At 59.4% G+C, this 24,594-nt stretch carries 22 protein-coding genes; 18 read left to right on the top strand and 4 right to left on the bottom strand.

Translation table 11 applies throughout. From position 1 onward, the window contains the following. Positions 1-2: 2 nt before the first annotated feature. Entirely contained in the window at positions 3-1,367 is a 1,365-nt protein-coding gene (locus tag WC392_06860; GenBank protein MFA5242081.1) for a sigma-54 dependent transcriptional regulator, read from the top strand. A 4-nt stretch (positions 1,368-1,371) separates the two neighbouring features. Here the strand turns inward: WC392_06860 and WC392_06855 are convergent, their stop codons facing one another. Further along, positions 1,372-1,932, bottom strand: coding sequence for a carbonate dehydratase (locus tag WC392_06855; protein MFA5242080.1), 561 nt, complete (start codon positions 1,930-1,932; stop codon positions 1,372-1,374). A gap of 80 nt (positions 1,933-2,012) precedes the next feature. Here WC392_06855 and WC392_06850 point away from each other — a divergent pair, with 80 nt between their 5' ends. The 4 genes from WC392_06850 (at position 2,013) to pal (ending at position 6,733) form a co-directional block, all read left to right on the top strand. Beyond that, positions 2,013-3,806, top strand: coding sequence for a SulP family inorganic anion transporter (locus tag WC392_06850; GenBank protein ID MFA5242079.1), 1,794 nt, complete (start codon positions 2,013-2,015; stop codon positions 3,804-3,806). A 69-nt stretch (positions 3,807-3,875) separates the two neighbouring features. Beyond that, a complete protein-coding gene (locus tag WC392_06845; GenBank protein ID MFA5242078.1) occupies positions 3,876-4,214 on the top strand; it encodes a hypothetical protein in 339 nt (112 codons plus the stop codon). 14 nt (positions 4,215-4,228) lie between these two features. Beyond that, on the top strand, positions 4,229-6,154 hold the full coding sequence (locus tag WC392_06840) for a TSUP family transporter (protein MFA5242077.1): 1,926 nt from the start codon (positions 4,229-4,231) through the stop codon (positions 6,152-6,154). A gap of 63 nt (positions 6,155-6,217) precedes the next feature. Then, the gene (gene pal / locus WC392_06835) at positions 6,218-6,733 is read left to right on the top strand and encodes a peptidoglycan-associated lipoprotein Pal (GenBank protein ID MFA5242076.1); all 516 of its coding nucleotides are present in this window, start codon (positions 6,218-6,220) and stop codon (positions 6,731-6,733) included. A gap of 287 nt (positions 6,734-7,020) precedes the next feature. On the opposite strand, the gene WC392_06830 is transcribed toward pal, so the two are convergent. After that, positions 7,021-8,886, bottom strand: a complete 1,866-nt coding sequence (locus tag WC392_06830) for a SulP family inorganic anion transporter (GenBank protein MFA5242075.1) — start codon at positions 8,884-8,886, stop codon at positions 7,021-7,023. Positions 8,887-9,073: 187 nt separating this feature from the next. Between WC392_06830 and WC392_06825 the strand changes: the two genes are divergently transcribed. From WC392_06825 to WC392_06790, 8 genes are read left to right on the top strand one after another with little or no spacing between them, the layout of a single operon-like run. Continuing rightward, positions 9,074-10,042: a chromate resistance protein ChrB domain-containing protein gene (locus WC392_06825; protein MFA5242074.1), complete on the top strand. Its 969-nt coding sequence runs from the start codon at positions 9,074-9,076 to the stop codon at positions 10,040-10,042. Then, the gene (chrA, locus tag WC392_06820) at positions 10,039-11,382 is read left to right on the top strand and encodes a chromate efflux transporter (protein MFA5242073.1); all 1,344 of its coding nucleotides are present in this window, start codon (positions 10,039-10,041) and stop codon (positions 11,380-11,382) included. Before WC392_06825 ends, chrA begins: the two co-directional genes overlap by 4 nt. Before the next feature lie 10 nt (positions 11,383-11,392). Continuing rightward, positions 11,393-11,707: a rhodanese-like domain-containing protein gene (locus WC392_06815; GenBank protein ID MFA5242072.1), complete on the top strand. Its 315-nt coding sequence runs from the start codon at positions 11,393-11,395 to the stop codon at positions 11,705-11,707. Next, positions 11,704-12,159 (top strand): chromate resistance protein ChrB domain-containing protein, encoded by a 456-nt coding sequence (locus WC392_06810; GenBank protein ID MFA5242071.1) that lies wholly within the window; start codon positions 11,704-11,706, stop codon positions 12,157-12,159. Before WC392_06815 ends, WC392_06810 begins: the two co-directional genes overlap by 4 nt. Beyond that, a complete protein-coding gene (locus WC392_06805; protein MFA5242070.1) occupies positions 12,156-13,394 on the top strand; it encodes an MFS transporter in 1,239 nt (412 codons plus the stop codon). Before WC392_06810 ends, WC392_06805 begins: the two co-directional genes overlap by 4 nt. A gap of 21 nt (positions 13,395-13,415) precedes the next feature. Then, a complete protein-coding gene (locus WC392_06800) occupies positions 13,416-13,646 on the top strand; it encodes a PP0621 family protein (protein ID MFA5242069.1) in 231 nt (76 codons plus the stop codon). Between the two features lie 18 nt (positions 13,647-13,664). Beyond that, positions 13,665-15,287: an ATP-binding protein gene (locus WC392_06795; GenBank protein MFA5242068.1), complete on the top strand. Its 1,623-nt coding sequence runs from the start codon at positions 13,665-13,667 to the stop codon at positions 15,285-15,287. Then, positions 15,284-16,642 carry a sigma-54 dependent transcriptional regulator gene (locus WC392_06790; protein ID MFA5242067.1) on the top strand — a complete coding sequence of 453 codons (1,359 nt, stop codon included), beginning with the start codon at positions 15,284-15,286 and terminating at the stop codon, positions 16,640-16,642. The genes WC392_06795 and WC392_06790 overlap by 4 nt, the downstream gene beginning before the upstream one ends. A 150-nt stretch (positions 16,643-16,792) precedes the next feature. On the opposite strand, the gene WC392_06785 is transcribed toward WC392_06790, so the two are convergent. Together WC392_06785 and nadB are read right to left on the bottom strand one after the other, a co-directional pair. Further along, the gene (locus WC392_06785) at positions 16,793-18,793 is read right to left on the bottom strand and encodes a TonB-dependent receptor (GenBank protein MFA5242066.1); all 2,001 of its coding nucleotides are present in this window, start codon (positions 18,791-18,793) and stop codon (positions 16,793-16,795) included. A gap of 57 nt (positions 18,794-18,850) precedes the next feature. Beyond that, a complete protein-coding gene (gene nadB / locus WC392_06780; GenBank protein MFA5242065.1) occupies positions 18,851-20,452 on the bottom strand; it encodes an L-aspartate oxidase in 1,602 nt (533 codons plus the stop codon). 195 nt (positions 20,453-20,647) lie between these two features. Between nadB and rpoE the strand changes: the two genes are divergently transcribed. The 5 genes from rpoE to WC392_06755 are packed head-to-tail and all read left to right on the top strand — an operon-like array spanning position 20,648 to position 24,554. After that, on the top strand, positions 20,648-21,247 hold the full coding sequence (gene rpoE / locus WC392_06775; GenBank protein MFA5242064.1) for an RNA polymerase sigma factor RpoE: 600 nt from the start codon (positions 20,648-20,650) through the stop codon (positions 21,245-21,247). Between the two features lie 2 nt (positions 21,248-21,249). Then, entirely contained in the window at positions 21,250-21,738 is a 489-nt protein-coding gene (locus tag WC392_06770) for a sigma-E factor negative regulatory protein (protein MFA5242063.1), read from the top strand. Continuing rightward, a complete protein-coding gene (locus WC392_06765) occupies positions 21,735-22,691 on the top strand; it encodes a MucB/RseB C-terminal domain-containing protein (GenBank protein ID MFA5242062.1) in 957 nt (318 codons plus the stop codon). The genes WC392_06770 and WC392_06765 overlap by 4 nt, the downstream gene beginning before the upstream one ends. Positions 22,692-22,695: 4 nt before the next feature. Further along, the gene (locus WC392_06760; protein ID MFA5242061.1) at positions 22,696-23,169 is read left to right on the top strand and encodes a SoxR reducing system RseC family protein; all 474 of its coding nucleotides are present in this window, start codon (positions 22,696-22,698) and stop codon (positions 23,167-23,169) included. A 5-nt stretch (positions 23,170-23,174) separates the two neighbouring features. Next, positions 23,175-24,554, top strand: a complete 1,380-nt coding sequence (locus WC392_06755) for a DegQ family serine endoprotease (GenBank protein ID MFA5242060.1) — start codon at positions 23,175-23,177, stop codon at positions 24,552-24,554. The last annotated feature ends 40 nt before the right edge of the window (positions 24,555-24,594 follow it).

Raw genomic sequence — 24,594 nt, 5'->3', positions numbered from 1 at the left:
GCATGGCTAATCAGGGAAGACTGCTGATTGTGGACGACGAAAAGGTCGCCCTCAAAAATCTGGAACATGTCATGAAGAAGGAGGGCTACGAAATCGTCGCCACCCAAAGTGGCGCCAATGCACTTGCTTACCTTGAAAAGCAGGCCTTCGACGTGGTGCTTACCGACCTCAGGATGGAGAAGGTGGACGGCATGCAGATATTGAAGAAGTGCCGCGAATCCTGTGCCGATACGGAAGTCGTGCTGATTACCGGTTTTGCTACCCTGGAATCGGCGGTGGAGGCGATGAAGCATGGCGCTTTCTACTACATTGCCAAACCCTTCCGGCTCGATGAAGTGCGCCAGGTGGTAAGCGAGGCACTGGAAAAGGTGCGCCTGCGGCGTGAGAACCGTAGCCTGCGCGAGCAAGTGGAAAGTTTTCAGGGCAAGATCAGGATCATCACCCAGGATGCCGCCATCCAGCGTTTGCTGGAAATGGCGCGCCAGATCGCCCCCACCGGTTGCAACGTCCTGATCACCGGCGAATCCGGCACAGGCAAGGAACTGTTCGCGCGCTACCTCCATACTCACAGCGAACGCAGCGAGGGACCGTTTCTGGCCATCAATTGCGGCGCCTTCAACGAGGAACTGCTCGCCAACGAGCTGTTCGGCCACGTCAAGGGGGCCTTCACCGGCGCCGGCAGTGACAAGAGAGGCCTGCTGGAAACAGCTTCCGGAGGAACTCTGTTTCTTGACGAGATTACCGAGATGTCGCCCTCTATGCAGGTGAAGCTGCTGCGCGTGATACAGGAGAAGGAAGTGCTGCCGCTGGGCGGAACTTCGCCGATCAAGGTAGATGTGCGCTTCATCGCAGCAACGAACCGCGATGTGCAGGACATGGTGCGGCAGGGTGGTGGTTTTCGGCAGGATCTGTATTTTCGCCTCAACGTGGTCAACCTGCACATCCCGCCCCTGTCGCAGCGCAAGGAGGATGTGCCTCTTCTGGGGTATCACTTCCTGCGCAAATACGCGACGCTGATGAAAAAGAACATGACCGAGATTGCGCCCGAGGCCATGGATTTGCTCAAGATTTATGATTTCCCCGGCAATATCAGGGAGCTGGAGAATATCATCGAACGCGGGGTCGCCATCGCCAACGGCCCGGTGATCGAGGCTGCCCATCTGCCCGACGACCTGCGCGAATTGTCCATCCGTACTTTCCGCAAGAAGGATGGACGCATTCCCTCGCTGGAAGAGCAGGAGAAGGATTACATCCGCTGGGTACTGCAGGAGTCCGGCGGCAACCAGACCCTGGCGGCACAGATACTGGGCATCGACCGGGTGTCGCTATGGCGCAAGCTCAAGCGCTATGAGCTGGAGATGCAGTGAGCTCTTAAAACTCGTTCTGCAATTTCTTGTAACCCCTCACCAGTTCCTGGTTGGCGCGGGCTACTGATTCGGAGAAATCCGCAGCCTGTGGGGTGACTTGTTGGATGGTTTGTAGTTCCTCGCTGGAGTGGATGTTGGTAGTTGAGGGGACATAGAACCCTGGAGGGATTGAGCAGCCTTCCACAACCGAATTGTGGCGCACCACTGAGCGATCTCCCACGGTGCAGTTGAACAGCACCGAATTGAAGCCGATGAATACATTGTCGCCTACCTCGCACGGTCCGTGCACGATGGAGCGGTGCGCGATCGAGGTGGTTCGACCGATTTTTACCAGCCCGCCAGCCTTGGAGTGGATGACCACTCCGTCCTGAATGTTCGAGTTCGCGCCGATCACAATTGGTTCCATTTCCCCGTCTTCATTTACCTCGTCGGCCCGGATAACGGCATAAGGCCCGACAAACACATTCTCTTCAATAAATACCTTGCCACAGATGATGGCGGTTTGGTCTACATAAGCAGATTCATGGATAGACGGCAGGTCACCGTTCGGGTTTTTGCGGATCATTAATATCTCTAGTATCAGGTTAATCGGTGATATTATGATGCAAAATACAACACCAGTATTAAATTATGCAATCCGATGCAATGATAAAGAAACCGCAAAGCTGCAATCTCTGGTTTAACAAGCTGTTTCCCTTTTTGCGCTGGTGGCCGCTAGTTGACCGTGCGTCCACCAAGGCCGACCTGATCGCCGGCATCACCGGCGCGATGATCGTGCTGCCGCAGGGCGTGGCCTTTGCCACCATCGCCGGCATGCCGCCGGAATACGGCCTCTACGCCGCCATGGTGCCGGCCATCATCGCCGCCCTGTTCGGTTCCAGCCTGCACCTGGTGTCCGGCCCGACCACCGCCATTTCCATCGCGGTGTTCGCCGCCATCAGCCCCTTCGCCGATCCCGGCTCGCCGCAATTCGTCAGCATGGTACTCACGCTCACCTTCCTCACCGGCCTGTTCCAGCTCATCCTCGGCCTCGCCCGCATGGGGGTGCTGGTCAATTTCATTTCCCACACCGTGGTGATCGGCTTTACCGCCGGCGCGGCACTGCTCATCGCCGCCAGCCAGGTGAAGAATTTCTTCGGCATCAGCATCGAGCGCGGCGCGCACTTTCACGTGGTGATCGAGCAGCTGTTCCTGCAGGCCGGCAACATCAATCCCTATGTCGCGACCGTGGGCGCCATCACGCTGGCGACCGGCATTGCATCGAAGAGATTCTTGCCGAAAATCCCCTACATGATCGTGGCCATGGTGGCCGGCAGCGTGGCGGCGTTGCTTGTCAATCTGGAATTCGGCGCGGAAACGACGGTGATCAGGACGGTCGGCGCGCTGCCAGCGCATTTGCCGCCCTTATCTGCGCCTGATTTCAGCCTGGATACCTTGCGCAAGGTGCTGTTTCCGGCGCTGGTGGTGACCATGCTGGCGCTGACCGAGGCGGTTTCCATCTCGCGCTCCATCGCCACCAAATCCGAGCAGCGTATCGACGGCAACCAGGAATTCATCGGCCAGGGTGTGTCCAACCTGATCGGCAGCTTCTTCTCCGGCTATGCCTCGTGCGGCTCCTTCAACCGCAGTGGCGTGAATTACGCGGCGGGTGCGCAGACGCCGCTGGCCACGGTGTATGCCTCGATTTTCCTGCTGCTGATCCTGCTGATGGTAGCGCCCTTGGCTTCTTACCTGCCTAACGCCGCGATGGCGGGCATCCTGTTCCTGGTCGCCTGGGGACTGATCGACTTTCACCATATTTTTTCCATCGGCAAAACCAGCAAGGCGGAAACCGTGGTGCTGTGGGTGACCCTGATCGGCACCCTGGTGGACCTGGAAAAAGGCATCTTCTTCGGCATCCTGCTCTCGCTCACGCTCTATCTCTACCGCGTGTCCCGTCCGGCCATTGACCCGGTGGTGCCGGCCAAAGAGGAAGGCGCCTACCACTTCGTGGACGCCCACGGCCAGCACGAATGCCCGCAGTTCCGCATCGTGCGCATCAACGGCTCGATTTTTTTCGGCGCGGTAGACCATGTGCAGAGCAGCCTGACGCAGATCGACGAAGCCAACCCGGCACAAAAAACCGTGCTGATTGTTGCCAGCGGCGTCAATTTCATTGACGTGGCAGGCGCGGAAATGCTGGCCCAGGAAGCCAGGAGAAGAAGAAAGCTGGGCGGCGGCCTGTACTTCTACCGCTGCAAGGATTCCATCTACAAATTCCTGCACAAATCCGACAAGCTCGACGATATCGGCGAGGGGGGGTTCTTCCCCGCCATGTCGAACTGGATTCACCCGATTTACGACACGCTGGACCCTGAAATCTGCCGCAGCTGCCAATACCGCATCTTCAGCGAATGCCAGAAGCGCCTGCCGGGTGGAGAGCTGAGGGCGGAATCCTGATCTGAATGGCAACGGTGGTGCCGTGAGCTTGCAAGAGGCAAGGAGCGAATTATCTTGAGGAGCGTCACCATGAATCTGCACAAGGCACATTGGGGTAAAGTGATTTTCTGGGGTGGCATGACGGCCCTGCTGTATGTCGGCCTGTTTTACTATTCCGACCTTCTCCTGCATTTCGCCCACACCACGCCCGATGCCTGTGTCGTGGGTCATGGCGCCGAAGCGGTCTACTTCCACAAGGCGGATGTGTCGGCTTGTGCCGCCCAAGGCGGCCTGCTCGAAAAAGGCCACTGGCTCTATACTTTTATTCCCATCCTGATCGCCTTTGCCATTTCCTTCACGCACGGAATTTTCACCGGGCTGTTCTGGGACATCATGGGCCTCAAGCCCGCGCACCACGAAGCTAAATAACCAACGAGGCAGCCATGGAAACGGTCCAATTCATCGATCTCAATGCCGCCACGGTTTTTCTGCTGGTGCTGATCGGCTTCGTGGCCGGCATGGTGTCCGGGTTCATCGGCTCGGGCGGCGCCTTCGTGCTGACGCCGGCCATGATGGCGCTGGGGGCGCCGGCCATCGTGGCGGTGGCCTCGAACATCTGCCACAAATTTCCCAAGGCCCTGGTCGGCACGGTCAAGCGCCACAAATACGGCCAAGTGGATATCAAGCTGGGATTGGTAGTCGGGGTTTTTGCCGAATTTGGCGTGCTCTACGGCAAGCATGTCATGACCGGGATCAAGCGCGATTTCGGCGCCGTGGGGACCGATCTTTATGTCTCGGTGGTTTTCATCGTGGTGCTGGCGGTGGTCGGCGGCTTCGTGCTGCGGGATTATCGCAAGCTGAGGAACATGGACCACGAGGCGGAGCAAGAAATACCGAAGCTGGCGAAGTGGGTTCATTCGGTCAGGATCCCCGGCACCATGGTGTATTTCCCCTCCGCCAAGGCCAGTATTTCGTTGCTGTTCATCATCCCCACCGGCTTCGCCACGGGCTTTCTCGCCTCGGCCATCGCCGTGGGCGGCTTCATCGGCGTGCCCGCCATGATTTACCTGCTGGGTGTCCCGGCCATCATGGCGACAGCCACGGAACTGCTGATCGCCTTCATCATGGGCCTGGGCGGCACCATTTTCTACGGCCTGGAAGGCGTGGTGGACGTGCGCCTCTCCATGCTGATCCTGCTCGGCTCGCTGTTCGGCATCCAGCTCGGCGCGATCGGCTCCACCTACATCAAGGACTATCAGATCAAGCAGGTGATGGCGACCATCATGCTGACGGTGCTGTTCTCCCGGTTTTTCTACATTCCGGGCTATCTCTCCGATCTGCATCTGATCGGCGCCATGGCGCCGGGCAACATCGCCACATTGAAAACTCTGGGGGACAGCGTGCTGGCTGTCGCCCTGATCCTGGGGGCTATTTCCGTGCTCACCGCGCTCACCCGCGGCATCGCGGAGCACCGCAAGGCCGAGCTTGCCGCCGAGCGGACGGAAAAACTGGAGGCTATTTCATCCAGTGTCAACCTCGATCCGACCGGGCGCTTCGAACGCATCATGGTGGCAACCGACGGCTCGGAATTCAGCAGCGGCGCTATCAGGGTAGCGACCGAAATGGCCCGCCGCAACCATGCCAAGCTGCTGATCGTGAGCGTCGCCGTTTTCAACCCCGAATACAGCACCTCGGTTCCCGGCCTGGAAGCGGCGGCGGACGAGATGGCCCGGCGTCATGCCAAGAGCGCCATGGAACTGGCCGCCGGGCTTGACCCCGAACTGGTGGTGATGAAGGCGGAAGACCCCTACATGGGGATCGTCGAGGCGGCCGAGGAATATCGCGCCGACATCATCGTCATGGGGCGGCGCGGCAAGCGCAACCTGGCGCGCGCCATGGTGGGTGATGCCACCGCCAGGGTGATCGGGCGTGCATCCTGCAATGTCCTGGTGGTGCCGCGCGGGGCGGGAAATTGCAAAACCGGCATCCTGGTTGCCACGGACGGCTCCCGTTTCTCCGATGCGGCGGCAGTGACGGCCGGGAAACTGGCCGCTGCCAACAATTTGCCCCTCACGGTAGTTTCTGTCGTGTTGCCGAGCCACAACCAGCAGCGCAGGCAGGAAGCGCAAATCGCCGTCGAGCGCGTCAGGAAAGGTCTGGAACGGGAAGGCCTGGCGGTATCCGTCGCTGTGGTGGAAGGTGAGCGCGCCGATGAGGTGATCGTGGCCCAGGCGCGGAAATCCGGCGCGGACATGATCGTCATGGGCAGCCACGGGCGCACCGGCCTGGATCGCGTATTGCTGGGCAGTGTTGCCGAGCGCGTGATCGGTCGCAGCGAAATTCCGGTACTAGCGGTCAAAGCGGCGTGAAATGGGCAAGGTATTTTTTATCGGTGTGTTGGGTTGATTAATTTAGTGCAAGGAGTGTTGGCGATGAAGAAAGTGGTACAGGGTTTGTTATTGGTCGGTGTGCTGGGTGGCTGTGCTGCCCAGGACGTGAAGGATACTGGAGTAGCGAAGCAAGCAGCTCCGGCGGCGCAGCAGGGCGTGGCCAAACCGGCAGATCAGAAGGCGGTGCCAGTCAATCCGCTGAAAGATCCAAACAATATTCTTTCCAAACGCAGCGTCTATTACGATTTCGACAAGCCGGACGTGAAGGCGGAGTACAAGCCGATGGTCGAAGCGCACGCCATGTATGTGACCGGCCACAAGGACGTCAAAATTACGCTGCAGGGCAATACCGACGAACGCGGCAGCCGCGAGTACAACATCGCTCTGGGTAACCGCCGCGCAGAGGGCGTGAGAAAAATGATGAACGTGCTGGGCGTGCCGGACAGCCAGATTGAAACCGTCAGCTTTGGCGAGGAAAAGCCCCGCGCCACCTGTAATGACGAATCCTGCTGGAAGGAAAACCGCCGCGCAGATATTGTCTACGAGGGCGAAAAATAACGCGCTTTAAGGTGATTACCCCGGCCGGGTGGAGCGATCCCCCGGCTTTTTTATTGTTCATCACAAGGTTAAAACCACCGGCTTTAGCTGGTCAGTTTTAGCTGAATTGATGCTTTATAACCATTCAGGAAGGAGTAGAACTTCGCCATAAGTCCGATGTAGGTTGGGTTAGGCGCGGTTTTTGCGCCGTAACCCAACAAACCTGACCATCAAGAACAGGTTTTGAAGTTTGGGTTTGTTGGGTTACGCGATAAGGCCGCTAACCCAACCTACATGAGACGCGTCGTTCAATCGACGCGTATCCGGACTTTCAGTCCGAAATTCAAACCCATCAGCTTTAGCTGGTGGTTGTTTATTTCGCTGTGACCGGCAACTCTCAGCTCTCCACCCGGCAGGCGTTTCTGGCATTCGCTGAAGATGCGGTATTGGCAGCTGCGGCAGATTTCAGGGTCGAGCGTGTCGTAAATCGGGTGAATCCAGTTCGACATGGCGGGAAAGAATCCGCCCTCGCCGATGTCGTCGAGCTTGTCGGACTTGCGCAGGAATTTGTAGATGGAATCCTTGCAGCGGTAGAAATACAGGCCGCCGCCCAGCTTTCTTCTTCTCCTGGCTTCCTGGGCCAGCATTTCCGCGCCTGCCACGTCGATGAAATTGATGCCGCTGGCGACAATCAGCACGGTTTTTTGTACCGGGTTGGCTTCGTCGATCTGCGTCAGGCTGCTCTGCACATGGTCCACCGCACCGAAGAAAATCGAGCCGTTGATGCGCACGATGCGGAACTGCGGGCATTCGTGCTGGCCGTGGGCATCGACAAAATGGTAGGAGCCTTCCTCTTTGGCCGGCACCACCGGGTCGATGGCCGGGCGGGACACGCGATAGAGGTAGAGCACCAGCGAGAGCAGGATGCCGAAGAAAATCCCCTTTTCCAGGTCCACCAGGGTGCCGATCAATGTCACCCACAGCACCACGGTTTCCGCCTTGCTGGTTTTGCCGATGGAGGCGATGTGATGAAAGTCGATCAGTCCCCAGGCGACCAGGAACAGGATGCCCGCCATGGCGGCGGTGGGCAGGTAGGAGGCAAGCGGCGCCACCAGCAGCAGGATCAGCAGCAGGAAGATCGAGGCGAATACCGTGGCCAGCGGCGTTTTCGCGCCGGAGGCGTAATTCACGCCGCTGCGGTTGAAGGAGCCGCACGAGGCGAAGCCGGAGAAGAAGCTGCCGATCAGGTTGGACAGCCCCTGGCCGATGAATTCCTGGTTGCCGTCGATGCGCTGCTCAGACTTGGTGGCGATGGAGCGCGAGATGGAAACCGCCTCGGTCAGCGCCAGCATGGTGACCACCAGGGCCGGAAACAGCACCTTGTGGATGGTGGCATAGGAAAAGTCCGGCAGCGACAGCGGCGGCAGATGCGCCGGCAGGGCGCCCACGGTCTTGATCCTGGTGATCGCCGTGCCGAATTCAAGGTTCATGAAGTAAGCCAGGATACTGCCGGCCACCATGGCCACGATCATGTAGGGGATTTTCGGCATGAATTTTCTGGAGACAATGCCGGTCGCCAGGGTAACGGCACCCACGGTCGCGACATAGGGATTGATGTTGCCGGCCTGCAGGAATAGCTGCTCGATCACCACATGAAAGTGCGCGCCGCGCTCGATGCTGATGCCGAAGAAATTCTTCACCTGGCTGGCGGCGATGAGCAGCGCGGCGCCGGCGGTAAAGCCGATCACCACGGTATGGGAAATGAAATTGACCAGCACCCCCATGCGCGCCAGGCCGAGGATGAGCTGGAACAGGCCGGTGAGGAAGGTGAGCGTGAGCACCATGCTGACGAATTGCGGCGAGCCGGGGTCGGCGAAGGGGCTGATGGCGGCGAACACCGCGATGGAGATGGCGGTGGTCGGGCCGGACACCAGGTGCAGGCTGGAACCGAACAGGGCGGCGATGATGGCCGGCACCATGGCGGCGTAAAGGCCGTACTCGGGCGGCATGCCGGCGATGGTGGCGAAGGCCACACCCTGCGGCAGCACGATCATCGCGCCGGTAATGCCGGCGATCAGGTCGGACCTGGTGGAGTTGCGGTCAACCAGTGGCCACCAGCGCAGGAAGGGGAAGACACGGAACAGCCAGAGTTTGCAGGAAGGGCAGTTTTCCAAGAGGTAATCCTGTTTTGCTTTAGAGATGGTCTAAAAAAATATTAAAAAATGAATTTGTTTTGATTTGCTAATGGAGGCTTATTTTACAGGTGCTTATGGGTGACATAAAAGTGAAATGATTTAATAATTGTTCAATTCGTAACGTAAATATGTAACAATAATTACAACCATTCAAATCTGGATGATCATGAAACCTGCTTACAGCACCGACAAATGGCTGGCCCTGGTGGTCAGCCTGCCCGCTGCCAATGCCACCCTGCGCATGCGCATCTGGCGTGCCACCAAGGCGCTGGGCTGCGCCGTGTTGCGCGATGGCGTCTATCTGCTGCCTGCCGGGCGCGGCCTGCGCCAGGCACTGCGCATGCATGCGGAAGAGATCAAGCAGGGCGGCGGCAGCGCCTATCTGCTCAATGTCGCCAACCCCTCCACCGAGGAAAAGACCGATTTCCAGAGCCTGTTCGACCGTGGCGAGGAATATCGCCAACTGATGGAGCGCATCAACGCATTCACTGCCGCGATCGGCACCCTGGATGCGGCTGCCGGGCGGCGCCAGCTCAAGGTGCTGTGGCGCGATTTCGAGGCGCTGGTGGCGCTGGATTATTTTCCCCGTGGCGGCAAGGTGGAAACCGATGCCCTGCTGGCCGCGGCGGAAGCAGCCTTCCTCTCCAGCCTGACGCCGGGCGAGCCGCAGTTTGCCCCGGGCAGCATTACCGGGCACAACCGGGCGGATTACCAGGGACGCCTGTGGGCCACGCGCAAGCATTTGTGGGTGGATCGCATGGCCAGCTCCTGGCTGATTCGCCGCTTCATCGACCGCGATGCCCGTTTCCTGTGGCTGGAAAAGCCGGAGGATTGCCCGCCCGAGGCGCTGGGCTTCGATTTTGACGGCGCCGCATTCACCCATGTCGGGCAGCGCGTGACGTTCGAGGTGCTGCTGGCGAGTTTCGGGCTGGAATCCGATCCCGCCCTGATGAAGCTGGCGGGGCTGGTGCATTACCTCGATGCCGGGGGCCTGCCGGTGGCCGAGGCGGCGGGGCTGGAACTGGTGCTGGGCGGGCTGCGCGCCAGCCAGCCGGATGATGATGCCCTGCTGGCTGCGGCGGGCGGGGTTTTCGACGGGATTTACATGAATTTCAACACAGGAGAATCGATATGAGCGAAGCAAACGGTCTGGTGCGGCCCGCGCACCCGACATTCTGGGAGGCCTTCAGGTACTGGCTCAAGCTGGGCTTCATCAGCTTCGGCGGCCCCGCCGGGCAGATCGCCATCATGCACCAGGAACTGGTGGAAAATAAGCGCTGGATTTCCGAGCACCGCTTCCTTCATGCGCTCAACTACTGCATGGTGCTGCCCGGCCCGGAAGCACAGCAGCTCGCCATCTACATCGGCTGGCTGCTGCACCGCACCTGGGGCGGCATCGTCGCCGGGGTGCTGTTCGTGCTGCCCTCGCTGTTCATTCTGGCGGGGCTGACTTATGTCTACCTGGCCTTCGGCGATGTGAAATTCGTCCAGGGCGTGTTCAACGGCATCAAGCCGGCAGTGGTGGCCATCGTGGTGTTCGCGGCCTGGCGCATCGGTTCGCGCGCGCTGAAAAACAATCTGCTGTGGGCAATGGCCGCGCTGTCCTTCATTGCCATCTTCGCGCTGAACATTCCCTTCCCCTACATCGTGCTGGGCGCGGGGGTGCTGGGCTTCATCGGCGGCAAGATCCGGCCGGAGCTGTTCAAGGTCGGCGGCGGCCACGGTGCCAGCAACAAGGAATATGGCCCGGCGCTGCTCGACGACGACACTCCGCCTCCGGCACATGTCAAATTCAGCGCACCCCGGCTGGCCGTGCTGCTGATCGTCAGCCTGGCAATGTGGGGCGCGGCGATGGCCGTGCTGCCTGAAGGGACGCTGCTCGACATGGGCGAATTCTTCACCAAGGCCGCGCTGGTGACTTTTGGCGGCGCCTACGCGGTGCTGCCCTATGTCTATCAGGGCGGGGTGGAACATTACCACTGGCTCAGCGGCGCGCAGATGATCGACGGCCTGGCGCTGGGCGAAACCACGCCGGGGCCGCTGATCATGGTGGTATCCTTCGTCGGCTTCGTGGGCGCCTGGACGAAAGCCATTTTTGGCCCGGAGGCGCTGTTCCTGGCCGGTTTTGCCGGGGCTTCCGTTGCCACCTTCTTCACCTTTTTGCCCAGCTTCGTCTTCATCCTGGCTGGCGCGCCGCTGGTCGAAGCCACTCACGGCGACCTCAAGTTCACCGCGCCGCTGACCGGCATCACCGCCGCCGTGGTGGGTGTGATCCTGAATCTGGCGATCTTTTTCGGCTGGCATGTGATCTTCCCGCACGCCACCGAGGCCGCGCCTTTCTCCGGCGGCTTCGAATGGTTCTACGCCCTGATTTCCCTTGCCGCCTTCATCGCGCTGTGGAAATTCAAGCAGGACATCATGAAAGTCATCGGCGCCTGCGCGGTGCTGGGGCTGATTTACACCTTTGTGATCTGAGGAGAAAAACATGGAACGCACCATCAAAGCCGAAATCCTGAAAACCGAATTGAGCGGCAAGCATCTCATCGACGTGCGCCGCAAGGCCGACCTGGACGCCTCCAGCGAACAAGTGCCGGGCGCCGCCTGGCATGACCCCGAGCAACTGGCAAACTGGGCGGATACGCTGCCGAAAGAGCAGGACATCGTGCTCTACTGCGTGCGCGGCGGGTCGGTGTCCAATTCGGTGGTGGACGCGCTCCAGGCCAGGGGACTGAAGGCGCGCTTCATCGAAGGCGGCATCGAGGGCTGGAAGGCAGCTGGCGGCGAGGTGGCGGCCAAATGAAATGGATCACCCGCGAGCGCCCGAAAATCGACCGCATCGCCTGCCCCTGGCTGATAGCGCGCTTCATCGACACGGCGCCGGAGTTTCTCTATGTGCCGGGCGGCGAGGTGATGAAAATCGCAGCTGAAACCGGCGCTACGCCCTACGATGTTCCTGGTGTGGAGCTGGGGCATCATGGCCCGGCATGCAGCTTTGATGCGTTCATCGCCAAATATGCGCTGAAAGACCCCGCTCTGGACAAGCTGGCGCGCATCGTGCGCGCAGCCGATACCAGCAGCCCGGAACTGGCGAAGGAAGCCGCCGGCCTGCTGGCGATTTCGAAAGGACTGTCGCTCAATTTCGAGGACGACCACGAGATGCTCCAACACGGCATGGTGATCTATGACGCGCTCTACGCCTGGTGCGCTGACACGCCGCTGAAGAAAGTGGTGAGATTGATCGGCCTGAAGTGATCGCGCGCCTGATCCTGCCACCGGGGGTGGACCGCGTAGCGCTTCCCCTGTTGGCGGGACGCGCCCTGCGCGCCTTTACCGATGGCTATGTGGCAGTGCTTCTGCCTGCCTATCTGCTGGTGCTGGGCCTGGACGTGTGGACCGTGGGGCTGCTGAGTACCGCGACCCTGCTGGGCTCGGCGCTTGCCACCCTGGCGCTGGGCGCCTGGGGCCACCGCTTTCATTCGCGCCGCCTGCTGCTAGGGGCGGCAGTGCTGATGGCCGTGACCGGGCTGGGCTTTGCCGGTTTTTCTTCTTTCTGGCCGCTGCTCCTGATTGCCTTCGTCGGCACCCTCAATCCCAGTTCCGGCGATGTCAGCGTTTTTCTGCCGCTGGAGCACGCGCGACTGGCGGAGGCGGCACAGGGCGATGCCCGCACTGCACTGTTTGCCCGTTACAGCCTGACCGGCACCCTGTGTGCTGCGCTGGGTGCTCTGGCCGCCGCTGTGCCGGACGGGCTGGCGGCTTACGGGATAGACCGCCTTCCTGCTTTGCGTGGCATGTTCGTGCTGTACTCCGTAATCGGGGTGACGGTCTGGCTGCTCTATCAGCGCCTGCCCGAGCCGCCGCCACACGATCTTCCAGCGCCACCGGCGCCATTGGGCGTTTCGCGCGGCATCGTGCTGCGCCTGGCGGCCCTGTTCTCGCTCGATGCCTTTGCCGGCGGGCTGGTGGTCAATTCGCTGCTGGCCCTGTGGCTGTTTCAGCGCTTCGGCCTGTCACTGGCGGCGGCGGGGACGTTCTTTTTCTGGGCGGGACTGCTGACGGCTGCCTCGCAACTGCTTGCGCCGTTGCTGGCCCGGCGTATCGGCCTGCTCAATACCATGGTGTTCACCCATATCCCCGCCAATATCTGCCTGATTCTGGCCGCGCTGGCGCCCTCCCTGCCGCTGGCCATCGGCTTGCTGCTGATGCGCGCGGCGCTGTCGCAGATGGATGTGCCGACCCGTTCGGCTTATGTGATGGCGGTGGTGACGCCGCCCGAGCGGGCCGCCGCAGCCAGTTTTACCGCCGTGCCGCGCAGCCTTGCTTCGGCGCTCAGCCCCACTCTGGGCGGCGCGCTGTTCGCCAGCGGCTGGCTTGCGGCGCCGCTGCTGGCTTGCGGCGTGCTCAAGATTGCTTACGACCTGGCGCTGTGGCGTTCCTTTCGCAAAGTGGACAAGCAGGATCAGCCGCCTGATAATCCAGCTCATTAAACGCATCAATCGGGGAAGCACTTGATCAAGATATTATTGCTGGCGGTGGGCGTTTGGCTGATTTACAGCCTGCTGAAAAAATATGGCCGCAGTGTGGAGAAGGATGAAGAGGGCGCGCCACCTGCGTCGATTGAGGAGGACATGGTGCGCTGCGTGCAGTGTGGCGTTCACTTGCCGCGCAGCGAGGCGATCCTGTCCCGTGATGAATTTTTCTGCTGCGACGAACATCGCCGCCTGCGTCATCCAGACTGAAGTTTTTTCATTCATCAGATGAGCGCATCCTTACTTCGCAGGCTTGACCCGGTTTGGGACTACTTCAAGCTCCGCTCTCCGTCGCCGGATGCTTACTGGAAGTCGCTGCACTACTTCAATCTCTACCGGCTCGTCGTCTCAGGCCTGTTTGTGACGGTATTCATTTTCCTCGGGACGATGCCGGTTTACGGTGAGCAGCATCCGGGGATGTTTCTGATCGTCAGTATTCTTTATGTGATGTTCAGTGCTCTCATGACCCTGGCCATCAGCACGCGCTGGCCAGGTTTTAATCTCCAGCTGAGTGTGCAGGCGCTGGGCGACGTGGTGTTCATTGTCCTCCTGATGCATGCCAGCGGCGGCATCAAGAGCGGTCTTGGCCTCTTGCTGGTGGTGGCGCTGGCGGCCAGCAGCCTGATCAGCAAGGGGCGGCAGGCGATGTTTTACGCGGCCATGGCCAGTATCGCCGTGCTGCTGGAACAGAGCTATCAGCTGTACGTGCTCGACGTAAAAGATGATTATTTCCAGGCCGGGCTCTTGAGCATGGGTTTCTTTGCCACGGCGGGCATGGGGTATTTTTTCGCCCGGCAGGTGATGGAAAGCGAACGCCTGGTCGAGCAGAAAAGCATTGACCTGGAGAACTTGTCCCAGGTCAATGCGCTGGTGATCCAGTCCATGCAGGACGGGGTGATGGTGGTGGATGACCGGGGCCGGGTACGCAGCCACAATATCCAGTGCGAACGGCTGCTGGGTACGCCGTCACACTTCAGGCACGAGTTGCGCCTTTATGATTATGCGCCGGCAATCGCGGAACGCCTGACGCGCTGGCGTGGCGACCGGACGCTCGGTTTTCCGCCGTTGCGCATATCGGCAACAGGAAAACAGATCGGTACCCGTTTCAGCCCGATTGAAAGCGGTGCCGAGGCCGGGGCGGTCATTTTTCTTGAGGACGTCAGCCAGCAACAGGCCCAGTCGCAGCAGATCAAACTTGCCGCGCTGGGCCGTCTGACCGCCAATATCGCGCACGAAATCCGCAATCCGTTGTCTGCCATCGGCCATGCCACGCAGCTGTTGCAGGAAGAAGAGCACGATAAAACCGAAGCCCGTTTGTTGCAGATTATTCGCGACAACACCCTGCGCCTGGATCGCATGGTGCAGGATGTGCTGCAACTCAACCGGCGCGACCGGGCGCAACGCGAAACCCTCAACCTGGATGTTTTTCTGGGCGGCTTCATCGAGCAATTCTGCCTGGCGGAAAAAATCCCGGCCACCACCATTTCGCTGGAAATGGAGACGCATCCCACCATCTGCTTCGACCGCTCGCACCTGCATCAAATACTCTGGAATCTGTGCCGCAATGCCTGGCGTCATGGCCGGCAGGCTGATGCCAGCATACGGCTTTACGTTTCCGCCGCGCACCTGGACAACGTGGTGCAGATCGATGTCATCGACGATGGGCCGGGGGTTGACAAGGCGCTGGCCGGGCAGTTGTTCGAGCCGTTTTTCACCACTTTCAGCAGCGGCACCGGGCTGGGTTTGTACATTGCCCGTGAAATATGCGAGGCTAATGAAGCCAGCCTGGACTATATTGAGGTGGCGCCGGGCGGGCAGTTCAGGATTTGTTGCAAAGGAGGTTCCTGTTGAAACGTACCATAGCGAATGCAACAAACTATCTTGCCCTGATCGTGGATGACGAAGCGGATATTCTCGAATTGCTGGAACTGACCCTGCTGAAAATGGGGCTGCAGGTGGAGCGCGCCTCGACAGTCAAGGCCGCGTTACAGAAGGTGCAGGAACAGGAATTCGACCTGTGCCTGACGGACATGCGTCTGCCGGACGGCGAAGGTCTGGAAATCGTGCGTTATATCGGGGCCAACTGCCCAAATTTGCCGGTGGCCGTGATTACCGCCCATGGCAGTACCGAGAATGCGGTTGCAGCCCTCAAGGCCGGGGCGTTCGATTATTTGTCCAAGCCGGTTGCGCTCGATCAGCTTCGCGCCGTGGTCAAATCCGCGCTCAAGCTGCCTTCTGTGGTCGAGCCGTCGGCACCGGAAGGCTACGCTTTGCTGGGGCAGTCCGGTGCCATCCAGCAAGTCAGGGAACTGATCGAAAAACTTGCCCGCAGCCAGGCGCCGGTTTATCTCACAGGCGAATCGGGTAGCGGCAAGGAGCTTGCCGCGCGCCTGATCCACGAAAAGAGCGCCCGGCGGGAAAAAACTTTCGTGCCGGTCAACTGCGGCGCGATCCCGGAAAACCTGATGGAAAGCGAGTTCTTCGGCTACCGCAAGGGCGCCTTTACCGGCGCTGACCAGGATCGTGACGGTTTTTTCCAGGCCGCCAGCGGCGGCACCCTGTTTCTCGATGAAGTGGCCGATCTGCCGTTAACCATGCAGGTCAAACTGCTGCGCGCGATCCAGGAAAAAAAGGTACGCAAGGTCGGCGCCACTCAGGAAGACCCGGTGGATGTGCGCATCATCAGCGCCACGCACAAGAAGCTGGCGGATTGCGTGGCGAGCGGAAGTTTCCGCCAGGATCTTTACTACCGCCTCAATGTGATCGAGCTCAAAATGCCATCGTTGCGCGAAATGAGCGATGACGTGCCGCTGATCGCCGGGAATATCCTGGCCCGGCTTTCGCGCCAGGCGCATGGCGCGGCGCCCGAATTGGCGCCGGACGCGGTCGAGGCGCTGCAACGCTATGATTTTCCCGGTAACGTGCGCGAGCTGGAGAATATTCTGGAACGCGCGCTGGCCCTGTGCGGCAACACCCATATTCACAAGGATGATCTGTATCTGACCGAGGTGGTGGCGGATGATGATCCTGCCCGTCACGAGCCGGGCGGAAAATGGCCGCTGCCGGATTATCTCGACCGGGTGGAAAAGGAAGCGCTGCAGGAAGCGCTGGAGAAAACCCGCTACAACAAGACCGCCGCCGCGAAGCTGCTGGGGATCACCTTCCGCGCCTTGAGATACCGTCTGGCGCGGCTGGGGATAGATTGAACCTAATTTCAGGCCACAGAGAACACAGAGATATGGAGCGGATTTTGGCTGTGTGGCATTTCACCCGGCAGGTGAAGGTATTTTCTCCGGCCGGCCTTTGTTTTTCCTCTGTGAACTCTGTGTTCTCTGTGGCCAAATGAGTTTTTTAGGTTAAAAGCTGTAACTCAGCAGCGTCCACCATTGCCGCGTTCCGCGCGGATAATCGTCGGGGTAAATTCCCTGCTGCATGCTCACGGCAGGGTAGCGCACCTCCTGATCGAACACGTTGCGAACGCCGGCCCGCAGGGTCAGCCCCTTGGTGTTTGCGACATTGAACAGGCGGGCGGAAATGTCGGTCACATTGTAGCCGCCCAGGGTGGCGCGCGCGTCACCCTCTTCACGGCTGCGCTCGCCCACCTGGCGTAGCCGGATGCCAAAGGAAAGATCCTGGCTGGCGCGGTACTCCAGGCCGGCGTTGGCGAGCCAGTGGCCGGCGCCGGGAATGGCCTGCCTGGTAGTCTCGTCACGGGTGTTGAGCCAGGTCAGATTGCCGGAGAATTTCAGATCCCTGGTCAGCCAATGCTCCCCTTCCAGTTCCACGCCCTGGGACATCGCTCCATTGCTGTTGCTGTAGCCGGTATAGGCAGGAGAGTCGATGAAAACGATCAGGTTCTTGAGGTCGGAATGGAACAGGGTGATTCCGCCGCTGCTGCCATTGCCCTTGTAGAGATAGCCCAGTTCGGTGGTGGCGACGGTTTCTGGGCGGATGTCGGCAGGCTGGCCGCCGTTGTATAGCTCGTAGAAGGTGGGGGCGCGAAAGGCTTCAGCGTATTGTGCCTTGAGAATGTGTCCGGGCGCCATCTGCCAGACTGCCGCCAGGCGTGGGGTGGTGCTGTTGCCGATGTCGTCATAACGGTCGTGGCGCAGGCCGGCGGTCAGGGTGAAATGCTGGTTGATGCGGAATTCGTCCTGGGCGGTGAAACTGTTGACCCTGCGTTTCATGCTGGTATCGATAAAGCTGGGGCCGATGTCCCAATAGGGGTAATTCCAGTTCCAGCTGGCCGAGCCGATTTCGACGCTATTGATGGACCACCCCAGCAATGCCGTATGTTGCCCCTGTTCCCAGGCCAGGTCGGCTCCCGCGGTGAGGCGGGTTTCACGGTAATCGCGGCTTAGCCAGACCGGGCCGTCAATGGCCGGATCATAGGCAGCACCAGGACTAAGGTAAAGACGGTCGCGGACATGGCTGAAATCCTGCCAGCCGAGTTTGAACTCGCCCTGCAGCGCCGGGGCGAATTCCACCGCCTGCTTGAGTTCCAGCGCGCGGTGACGGTGGCGGGTAACGATGCGTTTCTCGTCCGGCGGCAGGATGTTGTTGATGCCGTAGTGGTCGCCCGCGCCATCTTCCAGCCACAGGGCGGAAAGCGAGAATTTCTGATAATTCAGCCCGAACAGCGCGGAGCGGTAATCCATTTTGTCGTTGATCCGCCCCGGCGCATTGGACAGGGCGCCGAAGCCGTCCGCATAGAGCTGGTCCTGCCCTGTCTGGCCGCCGCCCTGCGCCTTCCAGCCGGCCAGGTTGAGGTTGAAATTGAGGCCGGTCTCCGCATTGTCGAACGACATCACGCCTCCGCCCGCCAGCACCTCACCCTTGCCCGCCGCGGCGAACAGGCGCTGTCCCCGCTTGCGGGTGATGATGTTGACCACGCCCATGTAGGCGGATTCGCCATACATCGCCGAACCCGGGCCGCGGATCACTTCGAGGCGCTCGGCCTGCTCCACCGGCATGTTGAGCACCGGGTTGGCGAGGCTCATCAGTTCCGAATTGAGGGCGATGCCGTTGACCAGGATCTTGATGGCGCCGGAGGAGTAGGACTTGCCCACGCCACGCACGATAATCTGGCGTGTGCCGGTTTCGTCGATGGATTGTTCAAACCCGGGCACCAGCGCCAAAGCCTCCCACACCGTGCGCGCACCCTGGGTCATGAGGTCGTCGCTGTGGAGAATGGAAACCGTTCCTGGGGCGTAATCGATATTGAGCTTGGTGCGGGTGGCAATGCTGGTTTGCTCGCCCAGATCGTCGAGCAGAGAGGCGGAAAAGTGATCTTCTGCCTCCGCTGCGTGACTGAAGGTCAGGGCGAGGGTGAGGCTTAAAGTGATTTTTTTATTCATGCGAGTGCTTTGCCAACAGTGAAAGGTGGATTATTGAATCGTGAAATATTGCCTTCTCTAATCGGGTGTCAGAACCGTATTTTCCGCCGCGGGCAACTGCTCCGGGTAGTCCCGGCTGAAATGCAGGCCACGGCTCTCGTGCCGCAGCATGGCGCTGTGCACGATCAGCTCCGCGGTCTGGACCAGGTTGCGCAGTTCGAGCAGATCGTTGCTGATGCGGAAATTGCTGTAGTACTCGTGAATTTCCTCCTGCAGCAGCCTGATCCGTTTCAGTGCGCGCTGGAGGCGCTTGCTGGTGCGTACGATGCCGACGTAGTCCCACATGAAGCGGCGCAGCTCGTCCCAGTTGTGGGAGATGATGATTTCCTCGTCGGCATCGGTGACCCGGCTTTCGTCCCACTCCGGCAGGGGGGGCAGGGGCGAATCCTTCTGTTCCAGGATATCCCGCGCCGCAGCCTGGGCGAACACGATGCATTCCAGCAGCGAATTGCTGGCCAGCCGGTTTGCGCCGTGCAGGCCGGTATGGGCCACTTCTCCCACGGCATAAAGGTTGTGGATATCGGTGCGGGCGCGCAGGTCGGTCATGATCCCGCCGCAGGTGTAGTGGGCGGCGGGCACCACGGGGATGGGGTCGCGCGTGAGGTCGATGCCCAGTTCCAGGCAGCGGGCGTGGATATTGGGAAAATGTTCCTTGAGAAAGGTCTCGGATTTGTGCGAGATGTCGAGATAAACGCAATCCAGCCCGCGCTTTTTCATTTCGAAGTCGATTGCCCGTGCGACCACGTCGCGTGGCGCCAGCTCGGCGCGGGGGTCATGGTCAGGCATGAAGCGGGTGCCATCCGGCAGCAAGAGCCGCCCGCCTTCCCCGCGCACCGCTTCGGTAATCAGAAATGATTTGGCATGGGGGTGATAAAGGCAGGTGGGATGGAACTGGATGAATTCCATGTTCGCCACCCGGCAGCCGGCGCGCCAGCCCATGGCAATGCCGTCACCTGTGGCCACATCAGGGTTGGTGGTGTAGAGATAAACCTTGCCAGCCCCGCCCGTGGCCAGGACGACATGCCGGGCGGCGATGGTCTTGACCGTGCCGGACTGGTTGTCGAGCGCATACAGCCCGAAGCAGCGGTTGGCCTGCACGGGGTCGCTAAAGCCGAGTTTTCTGCCGGTGATCAGGTCGATGGCGATGTGTTCTTCCAGCAGGGTGATGTTGGGATGGGCCTTGACTTGCTGCGACAGGGTCATCTGCACTGCCGCGCCGGTTGCATCCGCGGCATGCACGATGCGGCGGTGGCTGTGACCGCCTTCGCGCGTCAGGTGCAGTTCCTCGGCATGCAGCTCGTCATGGCTGAACTGAACACCTTGCCGGATGAGCCATTCGACCGCGGATTTGCCATGTTCCACCACGAAACGCGTGGCCTTTTCGCCACATAGCCCGGCACCGGCAACGAAGGTATCCTGAATATGCGACTGGAGCGAATCGTCGTTGCCCAGCACTGCCGCGATGCCGCCCTGGGCCCAGCTGCTGGCGCCATCAAGCAGGGACTTTTTGGTAATGAGTCCGATTTTTTTATGTTCTGCCAGATGCAGGGATAGCGTCTGCCCTGCCAGCCCGCTGCCGATGATCACTACGTCAAATTGTTCCACGTGGGGTTCCGTCATGATTCAGGTGGGTGAATGCGGAAAAATCATACCATGCGCCTCCTCTTATGCATGCAATGACGGCATGGAGAATGAACTATTTACTACCGTTGCCTGTCTTTGTGAATAATGAAGTGCTTGCGTTTTCTGCTCGGCGGGTGAAAACGCTATACTGCATACCTACAAAAATAAGCTGTTTCAGGGAGTAAGCCCAGAATGGGTGACAGGGAAATTGACCAGCAACTGGTCGAGCGCGCGCAGCATGGCGACAAGCGTGCCTTCGAGTTGCTGGTGATCAAATATCAGCGCAAGCTCGCCCGGTTGCTGTCGCGTTTTATTCGCGATGCGGCCGAGGTAGAGGATGTGTCGCAGGAGGCCTTTATCAAGGCTTACCGCGCCTTGCCCTCGTTCCGCGGCGATAGTGCGTTTTATACCTGGCTGTACCGGATCGGCATTAATACCGCCAAAAATTATCTGGTTGCCCAGGGGCGGCGGGCGCCTACCATTACCGAGTACAGCCCCGAAGATGCGGAAAATTTCGAGGATGCGGGGGAGTTGCGCGATATCAATACGCCGGAACACGAGTTGATGACCAAACAGATTGGTCAGACAGTGAACTCTGCGATGGCGGTGTTGCCAGAGGAGTTGAGAACGGCGATTACCTTGCGCGAAATCGAAGGGTTGAGCTACGAGGAAATCGCAGAAGTGATGAACTGCCCGATCGGGACTGTCAGGTCGCGGATATTCAGGGCACGAGAGGCAATCGCCGAGAAGTTGCGGCCCTTGCTGGATACACATAAAGACAAGAGGTGGTAAGCATGAAAGAGCAAATTTCCGAATTCATGGACGGCGAGGTGGATGAAGCCGAAGCGAAACGGCTGATCGCTGCATTGCAGTCTTCAGAGGCGCAACATGAATGGCATGCCTACCATCTGATTGGCGACGAACTTCGCGGCACATCTTCAGTTTCCGGTGATTTCATGGATCGATTCAGATTGAGTTTGGCCGAGGAGCCGACGGTTCTGGCACCCAAACGGCTTGCCAGGCCACATGCGAGAACTTTTGCCCTGTCCGCGGCAGCATCGGTTGCTGCTGTGGGGTTCGTGCTCTGGGCTGTGATGCAGACGGGCAACGAAAGCGCAACTTCCAGCATGCTGGCGGCAAACGCGCCGCAGGCGGAGCTGGCCAGCACCAATGTCAACCCATACTTGCTGGCGCATCAGGAATACTCGCCCAGTGTTTCGATGCGTGGCATGGCGCCTCATGTACAGATGGTGTCGGAAGTGAGAGAGGTTGCTGCGCGATGAGGGCTGGCCGTTGTGTGGTGGTAGTGATTCTGTCTTGCCTGCCGGGGTTGGCCGTAGCGGAAGCGGGTGGTGATGCTGCCATCTGGTTGCAGAGGATTGCCTCGGCCGCCCACAATCTCGATTACAGCGGAACTTTTGTGTACCAGCGCGGCGCCCACATGGAAACGTCCAGCATTACCCACATGATGGATGAGAGCGGCGAGCATGAGAAGCTGGAAGTGCTGGATGGCCCGCCGCGCGAAATCATCCGTAACAATGATGAGGTGATCTGTTTTACGCCCGAAAGCAAGGGTGTCATGGTTGAAAGACGCAGGTCGCAAAAGAGTTTCCCCGCACTTTTGCCGCTTCAGTTGTCGGGTATTGGCGAAAATTATGTCGTCAAGCTTGGCCTGGTGGAGCGCGTGGCAGGTCATGATTGTCAGAATGTCGTACTGGAACCGCGCGATGTTTATCGTTATGGCCATCGCTTTTGTGGTGAAAATGGCAGCGGCCTGTTGCTCAAGGCCAGTACGCTGAATGAAAAAAAAGAGGTCATAAATCAGTTCTTTTTCACCCATGCCAGAATTGGCGGAACCATAGACCGCGAGCAATTGAAACCCAGATATGCCATGCACCAGCATATGAAGCCGCAGGACATTCCAGCCATGGTCGATTCGGGCTGGCAGGTAAAATCGCCGCCCGCGGGATTCAAAAAAATCATGGAGCAGAAACGGACTTTTCCAGGCAAGAAGGTTTCTGCCAACCATCTGGTGTTTTCAGATGAACTGGTTGCGGTCTCGATCTTTGTCGAGCCTTTGGCGGGGATGCAAAAATCGGTTACCGGCCTTTCCAGCCAAGGTTCAATCAATGTTTACACCAGGCCGGTTGCCGAGTTTCAGGTCACAGTGCTGGGCGAAGTGCCTGCCGCGACCGTGATGCAAATCGCCAATTCCGTCTCTTTTGCGGGCAAATAATCGCATGCTTGAAACCGAAGGTGTAGTGATTCGATTGGGCGTGGATGGGGCTTATGTCGAAACTTCACGCGCCTCATCCTGTGGAACATGCAGTTCCAAGCAAAGCTGTGGCACTTCCAGCATGAGTCAGTTGCTTGGCGGGAAGACGAGATCATTCCAGGTGTCGAACCCAATTGGCGCAACGGTGGGTGAGCGCGTGGTAGTCGGGCTGGAAGAATCCGCACTGCTTGCAAGCTCCCTGCTCGGCTATGTATTGCCCCTGGTGTCATTGCTGGCGGGTGCATTGCTGGGCAGCCTGTTTGCGCCTGCTGGCGCCGTAACGGACCCGTATTCCGTATCGGGAGCAGTCATCGGGTTGATACTGGGCTTTGTCACGCTGAAAGGGGTGACTGCGAGGGCGGGTGGTCAGCGACAGTTTCAGCCGGTGATTCTGCGCCGGGTTTTTTCTTGCAATATTGTCAAACTTGCTGAGGATTGATAAGGATGAAAAGAGTTATCGCTTTTTTTGCGCTTTTTCTATCTTTGACTGCGTTATCCCACGCCAGGGAATTGCCGGATTTTACCGAACTGGTGGAAAAACAGGGCGTAGCGGTCGTGAATATCAGCACGACCCAGACCGTGCGCAATGAACACGCTTTTCCCCAAATGCCGGAGTTGTCGGAAGATGACCCGATGCACGATTTTTTCCGGCGCTTCATGCCGCCACGCAAGGGCCCACGCGAACATCAGTCACGTTCGCTGGGTTCGGGTTTCGTCCTGAGTGCGGATGGTTATATCCTCACCAATGCACATGTGGTGGATGCGGCCGATGAAGTCATTGTGCGTCTGACTGACAAGCGCGAATTCAAGGCCAAAGTGATCGGCAGCGATCGCCGCACGGATGTCGCCCTGGTAAAAATCGACGCCAGCGGCCTGCCTGCGGTGACGATAGGCAAACCCGACCTGCTCAAGCCTGGCGAATGGGTGTTTGCCATTGGTTCGCCGTTCGGCTTCGATAACAGTGTCACCGCAGGAATCGTGAGCGCCAAGGGGCGTTCGCTGCCGCAGGAAAATTATGTGCCCTTCATCCAGACCGATGTGGCAATCAACCCCGGCAATTCAGGCGGTCCACTGTTCAACATGAAGGGCGAGGTGATCGGCATCAATTCGCAGATCTATAGCCGTAGCGGCGGATTCATGGGGCTTTCCTTCGCCATCCCGATTGACGTGGCGATCGACATCAGCGATCAGTTGCGAACTCAGGGCAAGATCAACCGTGGCTGGCTCGGCGTGATGATTCAGGAAATGACCAAGGAACTGGCGGAATCATTTGGTCTGAGCAAGCCCATGGGCGCCCTGATTGCCAACGTGGACAAAGGCAGTCCGGCCGACAAGGCTGGCATGGCGGCAAGCGATGTAATTCTCAAGTTCGATGGCAAAGTGGTGGAAAATTCCAGCGAGCTGCCGCGTCTGGTGGCTTCGGTCAAGCCTGGCAAGCGGGTAACGGTACAGCTCTGGCGGAAAGGCGCATACAAGGACGTCGCGGTGGTGGTGGGTGAACTTCCCGACAAGATGGGCCGCGCCCCAACAAAAACCAGCAAGGCGGGTAACAAGCTTGGCCTGACCTTGAGCGAACTCGGTGAGGAGCAGAAGCGGGAGCTCAAGATCAGCGCCGGGTTGCTGGTGGAAGACTCGGATGGCGCTGCGGCACGCGCGGGTGTCAGCCGTGGCGACGTAATCCTGTCGGTCAACAACCAGGATGTAAAAAGCCTGGAGCAATTCAACGAACTGGTAAACCAGTATGGCTCGGGGCGGGTGATCGCATTGCGTATTCTGCGCGGAGATCGTTCCCTCTATGTTCCGATTCGTATCAACGGCAAATAGATTCTTAACTGATATTCAACTGGGCAGGCCGGGTTAGTTT

Source organism: Sulfuricella sp. (assembly GCA_041651995.1).
Taxonomy (GTDB): Bacteria; Pseudomonadota; Gammaproteobacteria; order Burkholderiales; family Sulfuricellaceae; genus Sulfurimicrobium.
This window is presented reverse-complemented; position numbering and strand designations above follow the sequence as displayed.